Origin of the sequence: Kineococcus esterisolvens (assembly GCF_050871405.1) — a bacterium.
In the GTDB taxonomy this organism is placed as follows: Bacteria; Actinomycetota; Actinomycetes; order Actinomycetales; family Kineococcaceae; genus Kineococcus.
On sequence record NZ_JBJLRI010000003.1, the window covers coordinates 128,657 to 138,263 of the forward strand.

The window sequence follows — 9,607 nt, forward strand, 5'->3', positions numbered from 1 at the left end:
GAGCGGCACCGGGCCCGGTCAGCTCTCCGCGAGCGCGTCGCGCACCGCGTCGGCGGAGCGGCGAGCCGCGTCACGCAGCGCCGCCGGGTCCGGCCCGGCCGCCAGCACCTCCCGGGAGCTGGCGGCGAGCACATACCGGCGCGCGTCGCCGAACACGGTGCGCAGGTCCGCGGCGGTGGCGCCCTGCGCCCCCACCCCGGGCGCCAGCAGCGGCCCGTTGACGGCGGCCAGGTCGATGCCCAGCTCGCGCACGGCCGAGCCGACGGTGGCGCCGACGACGAGGCCGACGTCACCCATCGGCGGCACGCCGGTGTTCTCGGCGGCCGCGGCCTCGGCGACGGCGCGGGCCACCGGCCGCCCGTCCGCGCCGCGGGCGTGCTGCACGCCCGGGCCCTCGGGGTTGGAGGTGAGGGCGAGCACGAACACGCCACGGCCGTGCTCGCCGGCCACGTCCAGCAACGGCTGCAGCGACCCGAACCCCAGGTACGGCGAGGCGGTGACCGCGTCCCCGGCCAGCGGGGAGTCCCCGGCGAACGCGTCGGCGTACGCGGCCATCGTGGAGCCGATGTCGCCGCGCTTGGCGTCCACGACCGTCAGGACCCCTGCGTCGCGGGCGTCGGCGATCACGCGCTCCAGCGCTGCGACCCCCCGTGAGCCGTGCCGCTCGAAGAACGCCGCCTGCGGCTTCAGGGCCGCGACGTGGCCGGCGAGCGCCGCCACGACGGTGCGCCCGAAGCGCTCCACCCCGGCGGCGTCGTCGTCCAGGCCCCACGCCGCCAGCAGCGGGGCGTGGGGGTCGATGCCCGCGCACAGCGGCCCGTGCTCGGCGACCGCCGCGGCCAGGCGGGCGCCGAACCGCTCCCCCGCCGCGACCCGGGGTGCGCTCACGCGCGGAACCCGTCCCAGGCGGCGGCCAGGTTCGCGGCGTGCTCCTGCAGCGGGGCGACGGAGGTGCCCTGCCCGGCGCGAATGGCCTCGATGGCCTGCACCGCGGCGGCCAGCTCCTGCACGGTGGTGATGATCGGGGCGCCGACGGCGGTGGCCGCGGCGCGGATCTCGTAGCCGTCGGCGCGGGCCTGGTCGCCCGAGGGGGTGTTGACGACCATGGCGACCTGACCGGCGGCGATCTGGCCGACGATCGTCAGCTCCCCGCCCTCACCGGTGCCCTCGGAGTGCTTGCGCACCACGGTGGAGGCGATGCCGTTGCGGCGCAGCACACCGGCGGTGCCCTCGGTGGCCAGCAGGGTGAACCCCAGGTCGGCCAGGTGCTTGACCGGGAAGATCATGGCGCGCTTGTCGCGGTCGGCCACGGAGATGAACGCCGTCCCGGAGGTGGGCAGCCCGCCGTAGGCGGCGGCCTGCGCCTTGCCGAAGGCGGTGGGGAAGTCCGCGTCGATGCCCATGACCTCACCGGTGGAGCGCATCTCCGGACCCAGCAGGGAGTCCACGACGTGCCCCTCCGCGGTGCGGAAGCGCGCGAAGGGCAGCACGGCCTCCTTCACCGACACCGGCGCCTCGGGCGGCAGGATCCCGCCGTCACCGCGTGCGGGCAGCAGGCCCTCGGCGCGCAGCTCGCGGATGGGGGTGCCGGCCATGAGGCGGGCCGCGGCCTTGGCCAGCGGCACGCCGGTGGCCTTGGACACGAACGGCACGGTGCGCGAGGCGCGCGGGTTGGCCTCGAGCACGTAGAGGATGTCGGCGGCCAGCGCGAACTGGACGTTGAGCAGGCCCCGCACCCCCACGCCACGGGCGATGGCCTCGGTGGCGCGGCGCACCCGCTCCAGCTCGGCCCTGCCCAGCGTGGCCGGCGGGATGACGCACGCGGAGTCGCCGGAGTGGATGCCGGCCTCCTCGATGTGCTCCATGATCCCGCCGATGTAGGTGTCCTCGCCGTCGAAGAGGGCGTCGACGTCGATCTCGATGGCGTCGTCGAGGAAGCGGTCCACCAGCACGGGGCGCTCGGGCGAGACCTCGGTGGCGGTCGCCATGTACTCCTCGAGGGAGGCCTCGTCGTAGACGATCTGCATGCCGCGTCCGCCCAGGACGTAGCTGGGGCGCACCAGCACGGGGTAGCCGATGCCGGCGGCGATGGCCCGCGCCTCGTGGAACGAGGACGCCGTGCCGTGCTTGGGCGCGACGAGACCGGCCTGCTCCAGCACCCGCCCGAAGGCGCCGCGCTCCTCGGCGAGGTCGATGGCGGCCGGGGAGGTGCCGATGATGGGGACCCCGGCCTCCTCCAGCTTCGCGGCCAGCCCGAGCGGGGTCTGCCCGCCCAGCTGCACGATGACGCCGGCGACGGGGCCGCAGCGCATCTCGGCGTGCACGACCTCCAGGACGTCCTCCAGCGTCAGCGGCTCGAAGTACAGCCGGTCGGAGGTGTCGTAGTCGGTGGAGACCGTCTCGGGGTTGCAGTTGACCATGACGGTCTCGAACCCGGCCTCGCGCAGGGCGAAGCTGGCGTGCACGCAGGAGTAGTCGAACTCCACGCCCTGGCCGATGCGGTTGGGGCCGGAGCCGAGGATGACGATCGCCGGCTTCTCGCGGGGGCGGGTCTCGTCCTCCTCGTCGTAGCTGGAGTAGTGGTACGGGGTGGAGGCCGCGAACTCCGCGGCGCAGGTGTCGACGGTCTTGTAGACCGGCCGAACGCCCAGGGCGTGACGCACCCCGCGCACCACGGCCTCGTCCATGTGCCGCAGCTCGCCGATCTGCGCGTCGGAGAAACCGTGCCGCTTGGCGTGGCGCAGCAGCTCGGGGGTGAGCTCGTCGGCCTCGCGGACCTCCACGGCGATCTCGTCGAGCAGGAACATCTGGTCCAGGAACCAGGGGTCGATCCTGGTCGCCTCGAACAGCTCGGCGGGGGTGGCGCCGGCGCGGACGGCCCGCATCACCAGCCCGATGCGCTCGTCGGTGGGCTGGCGCACGCGCCGCAGCAGGTCGCGCAGGTCGCCGGGGTCGCCGGCCCAGCTGAACGGAGCACCGCGCTTCTCGGTGCTGCGCAGCGCCTTCTGGAGGGCTTCGGTGAAGTTGCGGCCCATCGCCATGGCCTCGCCGACGCTCTTCATCGTCGTGGTGAGGGTGGGGTCGGCGGCCGGGAACTTCTCGAAGGCGAACCGGGGCACCTTGACGACGACGTAGTCCAGGCTCGGCTCGAAGCTGGCCGGCGTGGAGCGGGTGATGTCGTTGGGGATCTCGTCGAGGGTGTACCCGACGGCCAGGCGCGCGGCGATCTTGGCGATCGGGAACCCGGTGGCCTTGGACGCCAGCGCGCTGGAGCGCGAGACGCGCGGGTTCATCTCGATGACGATGATGCGCCCGTCGGCGGGGTTGACGGCGAACTGGATGTTGCAGCCGCCGGTGTCGACGCCGACCTCGCGGATGACGGCGATGCCGATGTCGCGCATCCGCTGGTACTCGCGGTCCGTGAGGGTCATGGCCGGCGCCACGGTGATGGAGTCGCCGGTGTGCACGCCCATCGGGTCGAAGTTCTCGATGGAGCAGACGACCACGACGTTGTCGGCGCGGTCCCGCATGAGCTCGAGCTCGTACTCCTTCCACCCGAGGATCGACTCCTCCAGCAGCACCTCGGTGACCGGGGAGTGGTGCAGGCCCTGCCCGGCGATGCGGCGCAGGTCGGTCTCGTCGTAGGCGAAGCCGGAGCCGAGACCGCCCATGGTGAAGCTGGGGCGCACCACGACGGGGTACCCCAGGTCGTCGGCGGCGGCGAGCACCTCGTCCATGGAGTGGCACAGGTGGCTGCGCGCGGACTCGGCGCCGCAGCGCTCCACGACGCCCTTGAACAGCAGCCGGTCCTCGCCGAGCTTGATGGCGTCGACGTCGGCGCCGATGAGCTCGACACCGTGCTCGTCCAGCACCCCGGACTCGAACAGGGCGATGGCGGTGTTCAGCGCGGTCTGCCCGCCGAGGGTGGCCAGCAGCGCGTCGGGCTTCTCCTTGGCGATGATGGCCTCGACGACGGCGGGGGTGATGGGCTCGACGTAGGTGGCGTCGGCCATCTCCGGGTCCGTCATGATCGTCGCGGGGTTGGAGTTCACCAGGACGACTCGCAGGCCCTCGGCCTTGAGCACCCGGCACGCCTGGGTGCCGGAGTAGTCGAACTCGGCGGCCTGGCCGATGACGATCGGCCCGGAGCCGATGACGAGGACCGAGGAGATGTCGGTGCGGCGGGGCATCAGGCGTCCTTCTCAGTCGTGTCGATCGCGCCGGTGTCGTCGACGAGTTCCGCGGCGGGCGTGCCCTCCATGAGGGCGACGAACCGGTCGAACAGGTAGGAGGCGTCGTGCGGGCCGGCCGCGGCCTCCGGGTGGTACTGCACGCTGAAGGCCGGGGTGTCCAGGCAGCGCAGGCCCTCCACGACGTCGTCGTTGAGGCACACGTGGCTGACCTCGGCGCGCCCGTAGGGGGTGCGGCGCACCTCCCCCGCCTTCCCCTCGACCGCGAAGCCGTGGTTGTGGGCGGTGACCTCGACCTTGCGGGTGGCCAGGTCCATGACGGGCTGGTTGATGCCGCGGTGGCCGTACTTGAGCTTGTAGGTGCCGAACCCGAGGGCGCGCCCCAGCAGCTGGTTGCCGTAGCAGATGCCGAAGAACGGCACCTTCCGCTCCAGCACGCCCTGCAGGACCTCGATCTCGTGGCTGGCGGCGGCGGGGTCGCCGGGCCCGTTGGAGAAGAACACCCCGTCGGGGGCGGTGCCGCCCGGGCCGGAGGTGAGCACCTGCTCCAGCGTGGCCGTGGAGGGCAGCACGGTGACCTCCACGCCGCGTTCGGCGAGGCGCTGCGGGGTCATCGACTTGATGCCCAGGTCGAGCGCGGCGACGGTGAAGCGCCGCTCGCCGGCGGCGGGCACCGTGTACGGCTCGGGGGTGCTGACCAGGGAGGCCAGGTCGGTGCCGACCATCTCCGGCGCACCGCGCACGGCGGCCAGCAGCGCCTCGGCGGGCCGGCGGGCGGCCTCGCCGGAGAAGACGCCGACCTTCATGGCGCCGCGCTCGCGCAGGTGCCGGGTCAGTGCGCGGGTGTCCACGCCGCTGATGCCGACGACGCCCTGGGCGTCCAGCGCCTCGTCCAGCGAGCGCTGCGAGCGCCAGTTCGACGGGACGCGGGCGGGGTCGCGCACGACGTACCCGGCCACCCAGATCCGCGCGGACTCCTCGTCCTCGTCGTTGTACCCCGTGTTGCCCACGTGCGGGGCCGTCATGACGACGACCTGGCGGTGGTAGCTGGGGTCGGTGAGGGTTTCCTGGTAGCCGGTCATGCCGGTCGAGAAGACGGCCTCGCCGACGGTCTCGCCGACGTGCCCGTAGGCCCTGCCGCGGAACGTGCGCCCGTCCTCCAGCACCAGGACCGCCGGGACACGGGCCTCCTGCGCCCGGGTGGTCGCCTCGCTCACTCCGCACCTCCGCTGTCGTCCTGCTTGCGCGCCCTGCGCACCAGGTCCTCCACCTGCTCGGCGAACCGCGCCCCCTGCTCGGGGTGGCGGGGTTTGACGCCTGTGTCCACCACGCGGTCGCCCAGGCGCCAGCGCAGCACGACCAGGCCGTCGCCGCGGCCCATCCACTTGCCGACCATGCCGGGCCCGTGCCCGACGCCGACGATGTCCTGCACGGGCACCACGAAGGAGCGCGCGCCCTGGCGCAGGAACCCCACGCCCTCGTCGACGAACCCGACGGCGACGGCGCTGCGGGTGCCCAGGCCGTGGGCGGCGATGCGGTCCAGGGAGTTCTCCGCGTCGGTGGTGGACACGTAGACGCCCTCGACGGCGTCGTGGAGGCCCTGCCAGTCGCGCGAGCCCACGGGGCGCGGCAGGGTCTTCTGCCGCAGCGCGCGGCCCCGGTAGCCGGTGAACATCATCCGCCACAGCAGCAGCAGCGCGATGACCAGGATGATCGTGCCGACGAACTTCACGGCCGGCTCCCCTCGGTGTCGTGCCGGGCGTCGCGGTCGACCAGGCGCCCGTCGCGGACGGTGGCCCGCCCGCGCAGGAACGTGGCGACCACCCGGCCGGGCAGCTCGGTGCCGCGGAAGGGCGAGTTGCGCCCGGCGGTGGCCATGGTCTCGGGCTCGACCGTCCAGCGGGCCGCGGGGTCGACCAGCACGAGGTTGGCGGCGCTGCCGGCGGCCAGGGGCTGGCCCTGCCCGGCGAGGCGGCCGATGCGGGCCGGGGCGGCGGACATGCGGTCGGCCAGGTCCGCCCAGGTGAGCAGGCCGGTGTCGACCATCGTGTGCTGCACGACCGACAGGGCGGTCTCCAGGCCGGTCATGCCCATCGCGGCGGCAGCCCACTCGCAGTCCTTGGCCTCCACCGGGTGCGGGGCGTGGTCGGTGGCGACGACGTCGATGGTGCCGTCGGCCAGGCCCTCGCGCACGGCCTCCACGTCGGCCTGCGTGCGCAGCGGCGGGTTGACCTTGTAGACGGGGTCGTAGCCGCGCACCAGCTCGTCGGTGAGGAGCAGGTGGTGGGGGGTGACCTCGGCGGTGACCTGCACGCCGCGGGCCTTGGCCCAGCGGACGATCTCCACGGACCCCCTGGTCGACAGGTGGCACACGTGCAGGCGGGAGCCGACGTGGTCGGCCAGCAGCACGTCGCGGGCGATGATCGCCTCCTCGGCGACGCTCGGCCAGCCGCGCAGGCCCAGGACGGAGGAGACGGCGCCCTCGTTCATCTGCGCGCCCTCGGTCAGGCGCGGTTCCTGGGCGTGCTGGGCGATGACGCCGTCGAAGGCCCGCACGTACTCCAGGGCCCGCCGCATCAGGACGGCGTCGGACACGCAGTGCCCGTCGTCGGAGAAGACGCGCACTGCGGCGGCGGAGTCGGCCATGGCGCCGAGCTCGGCGAGCTGCTGACCGGCCAGGCCGGTGGTGACGGCGCCGACGGGCCGCACCTGCGCCCAGCCCGCCTCCTCGCCCAGGCGCTGCACCTGCTCCACGACGCCGGCGGTGTCGGCGACGGGGAAGGTGTTGGCCATGGCGAACACGGCGGTGTAGCCGCCGGCGGCGGCGGCGCGGGTGCCGGAGGCGACGGTCTCGGCGTCCTCGCGGCCGGGTTCGCGCAGGTGGGTGTGCAGGTCCACCAGGCCGGGCAGGGCGACCAGGCCGGTGGCGTCGAGGACGTCGGCGCCCTCGGGGGCGGCCAGGCCCGCGCCGACCTCGGCGATCTCGCCGTCGCGCAGCAGCAGGTCGGCGCTCTCGCCGCCGAGCAGGCGCGCGCCGGTGACCAGGGTGGTGCTCACGAGTCGCCTCCGGGGGTCCGGCCGTCCGGCGTCTCGCCGGCCAGCAGCAGGTAGAGCACGGCCATGCGCACCGCCACGCCGTTGCCGACCTGCTCCACGATGGTGGAGCGGGCGCTGTCGGCGGCGTCGGCGGAGATCTCGAGGCCGCGGTTCATGGGGCCGGGGTGCATGACGATGGCGTGCTCGGGCAGCAGCGCCGCGCGCCGGCGGTCCAGGCCGTAGCGGCGGCTGTACTCGCGGGCGGAGGGGAAGAAACCGCCACCGGTGGTGGTCATGCGCTCGGCCTGCACGCGCAGCATCATCACCGCGTCGGGCGCACCGCCGGTCAGGGCGGCGTCGAGGTGGTGGGAGACCTCGCACGGCCAGGTCTCCACGCCCACCGGCAGCAGGGTGGGCGGGGCGACGAGGGTCACGTGCGCGCCGAGGGTGTGCAGCAGCAGCACGTTGGAGCGGGCCACCCGCGAGTGCAGGACGTCGCCGACGACGACGACCCGCACCCCGCGCAGGTCCTCGCCGACGCCCTGGCCGGCGGGGCCGGGGCGCAGGTGCCGGCGGACGGTGTAGGCGTCCAGCAGCGCCTGGGTGGGGTGTTCGTGGGTGCCGTCGCCGGCGTTGACGACGGCGCTGCGCGACCAGCCGGCGTGGGCCAGGCGGTGCGGGGCGCCGGAGGCGGGGTGGCGCACGACGACGGCGTCGGCCCCCATGGCCTCCAGGGTCAGCGCGGTGTCCTTCAGGCTCTCGCCCTTGGAGACGCTGGAGCCCTTGGCGGAGAAGTTGATGACGTCCGCCGACAGCCGCTTGGCGGCGGCCTCGAAGGAGGTCCGGGTGCGGGTGGAGTCCTCGAAGAAGAGGTTGACCACGGTGCGCCCGCGCAGCGTGGGCAGCTTCTTGATCTCGCGGCGCTGGGTGACGGCCATCTGCTCGGCCACGTCGAGCACGCGCACGGCCGCGTCGCGGTCCAGGTCGGCGGCGGAGAGCAGGTGGCGCATCACGCGGCGCCCCCCTGCGGTGCGGGGGTGCTGATCTCCACGGCGTCGCGCCCGTCGGTCTCGGTGAGCAGGACGCTGACGCGCTCGGCGGAGGAGGTGGGCAGGTTCTTGCCGACGTGGTCGGCGCGGATGGGCAGCTCGCGGTGACCGCGGTCGACGAGGACGGCCAGGCGCACCGCGCGCGGGCGGCCCAGGTCGCTCAGGGCGTCCAGGGCGGCGCGGATGGTGCGGCCGGAGAAGAGGACGTCGTCGACGAGGACGACGACGCGGTCGTCGACACCGCCGTCGGGCAGCTCGGTGGGCAGCAGCTCGCGGGTGGGGTGGCGGCGCAGGTCGTCGCGGTACATCGTCACGTCCAGGGAGCCGACGGGGACGCGGGTCCCCTCGACCTCGGCGATGCGCGCGGCCAGCCGGTGCGCCAGCGGCACCCCGCGCCGCGGGATCCCCAGCAGCACCAGGTCCGCGGGGCCCTTGTTGGCCTCGAGCAGTTCGTGGGCGATGCGCGTCAGCACCCGCTGGACGTCCGCTCCTTCGAGCAGGACACGCCGGGCAGCAGTCACCACCGACCTCCTTCCCCGCCTCACGGGACGGTTCCTTAAAGGACGCCTGGCGCGGCCCGACGCTGCGGACCGCGATCGCTGTCACCCTACAGGTGGTCGTGCGCGGCCGGAGCGGGGTGCCCGACACCTGCAGCGCACTGTCGTTGTGAGATCAAACGCTCACATGGAGTAACTAGTTTGGTGCCGAGAGGGTGGAAATCCCCCGAAGAGCCGCGGAACACGGTGGGTCAGCTTGACGAAGGTGTTCACGCTCCGTGAGCATTCTCGTATGGCATCGGACTACTCCCGCGCACTCGGATCGCGCCTTCGCGCCATCCGTACCCAACAGGGGCTGTCCCTGCACGGCGTCGAAGAGAAGTCCGAGGGACGGTGGAAGGCCGTGGTCGTCGGCTCCTACGAGCGCGGCGACCGTGCGGTGACCGTCCAGCGACTGGCCGAGCTCGCGGACTTCTACGGAGTCCCCGTCTCGGCCCTCCTCCCCGAAGGCGCCCCGCAGGGCAGCACCGAGCCGCCGGCGCGGCTCGTCCTGGACCTCGAGAGGCTCCAGGAGGTGCCGGCCGAGAAGGCCGGGCCCCTCGACCGCTACGCGAAGACCATCCAGTCCCAGCGCGGCGACTACAACGGCCGGGTGCTGAGCATCCGCGCCGACGACCTGCGCACCCTGGCCGTCATCTACGACGTGCCGGCCACCACCCTGTGCGACGAGTTCATCGCCTGGGGGGTGCTCAACCCGGACGCCCGCCGCGCCGTCGAGCACGGCTGAGCGGGCTCCCCGCACGACGACGGCCCGGTCACCCCTGCAGGGGTGACC

At 73.9% G+C, this 9,607-nt stretch carries 8 protein-coding genes; 1 reads left to right on the top strand and 7 read right to left on the bottom strand.

All coding sequences use genetic code 11. The features are described 5' to 3' along the window. Positions 1 to 18: 18 nt before the first annotated feature. Genes pyrF through pyrR form a run of 7 tightly spaced genes read right to left on the bottom strand, consistent with a single transcriptional unit; the run spans position 19 to position 8,796 of the window. A complete protein-coding gene (gene pyrF / locus ACRYR8_RS02390; protein WP_432482471.1) occupies positions 19 to 888 on the bottom strand; it encodes an orotidine-5'-phosphate decarboxylase in 870 nt (289 codons plus the stop codon). Beyond that, positions 885 to 4,190 carry a carbamoyl-phosphate synthase large subunit gene (carB, locus tag ACRYR8_RS02395; protein ID WP_432482472.1) on the bottom strand — a complete coding sequence of 1,102 codons (3,306 nt, stop codon included), beginning with the start codon at positions 4,188 to 4,190 and terminating at the stop codon, positions 885 to 887. Before carB ends, pyrF begins: the two co-directional genes overlap by 4 nt. Then, the gene (carA, locus tag ACRYR8_RS02400) at positions 4,190 to 5,407 is read right to left on the bottom strand and encodes a glutamine-hydrolyzing carbamoyl-phosphate synthase small subunit (protein ID WP_432482473.1); all 1,218 of its coding nucleotides are present in this window, start codon (positions 5,405 to 5,407) and stop codon (positions 4,190 to 4,192) included. Before carA ends, carB begins: the two co-directional genes overlap by 1 nt. Beyond that, complete coding sequence (locus tag ACRYR8_RS02405) at positions 5,404 to 5,922, bottom strand: PH-like domain-containing protein (protein ID WP_432482474.1); 519 nt, start codon at positions 5,920 to 5,922, stop codon at positions 5,404 to 5,406. The genes carA and ACRYR8_RS02405 overlap by 4 nt, the downstream gene beginning before the upstream one ends. Continuing rightward, entirely contained in the window at positions 5,919 to 7,247 is a 1,329-nt protein-coding gene (locus tag ACRYR8_RS02410) for a dihydroorotase (protein ID WP_432482475.1), read from the bottom strand. The genes ACRYR8_RS02405 and ACRYR8_RS02410 overlap by 4 nt, the downstream gene beginning before the upstream one ends. Then, complete coding sequence (locus ACRYR8_RS02415; protein ID WP_432482486.1) at positions 7,244 to 8,236, bottom strand: aspartate carbamoyltransferase catalytic subunit; 993 nt, start codon at positions 8,234 to 8,236, stop codon at positions 7,244 to 7,246. The genes ACRYR8_RS02410 and ACRYR8_RS02415 overlap by 4 nt, the downstream gene beginning before the upstream one ends. Further along, the gene (gene pyrR, locus ACRYR8_RS02420; RefSeq protein WP_432482476.1) at positions 8,236 to 8,796 is read right to left on the bottom strand and encodes a bifunctional pyr operon transcriptional regulator/uracil phosphoribosyltransferase PyrR; all 561 of its coding nucleotides are present in this window, start codon (positions 8,794 to 8,796) and stop codon (positions 8,236 to 8,238) included. Before pyrR ends, ACRYR8_RS02415 begins: the two co-directional genes overlap by 1 nt. A 268-nt stretch (positions 8,797 to 9,064) precedes the next feature. Between pyrR and bldD the strand changes: the two genes are divergently transcribed. Continuing rightward, on the top strand, positions 9,065 to 9,559 hold the full coding sequence (gene bldD / locus ACRYR8_RS02425; protein ID WP_166609695.1) for a transcriptional regulator BldD: 495 nt from the start codon (positions 9,065 to 9,067) through the stop codon (positions 9,557 to 9,559). Positions 9,560 to 9,607: the final 48 nt, after the last annotated feature.

What these genes read in the sequence shown, in the direction of transcription:
- carB (WP_432482472.1), bottom strand. Translation starts at nt 4,190, where the DNA reads ATGCCCCGCCGCACCGACATCTCCTCGGTCCTCGTCATCGGCTCCGGG.
- ACRYR8_RS02415 (WP_432482486.1), bottom strand. Translation starts at nt 8,236, where the DNA reads ATGCGCCACCTGCTCTCCGCCGCCGACCTGGACCGCGACGCGGCCGTG.
- bldD (WP_166609695.1), top strand. Translation starts at nt 9,065, where the DNA reads ATGGCATCGGACTACTCCCGCGCACTCGGATCGCGCCTTCGCGCCATC.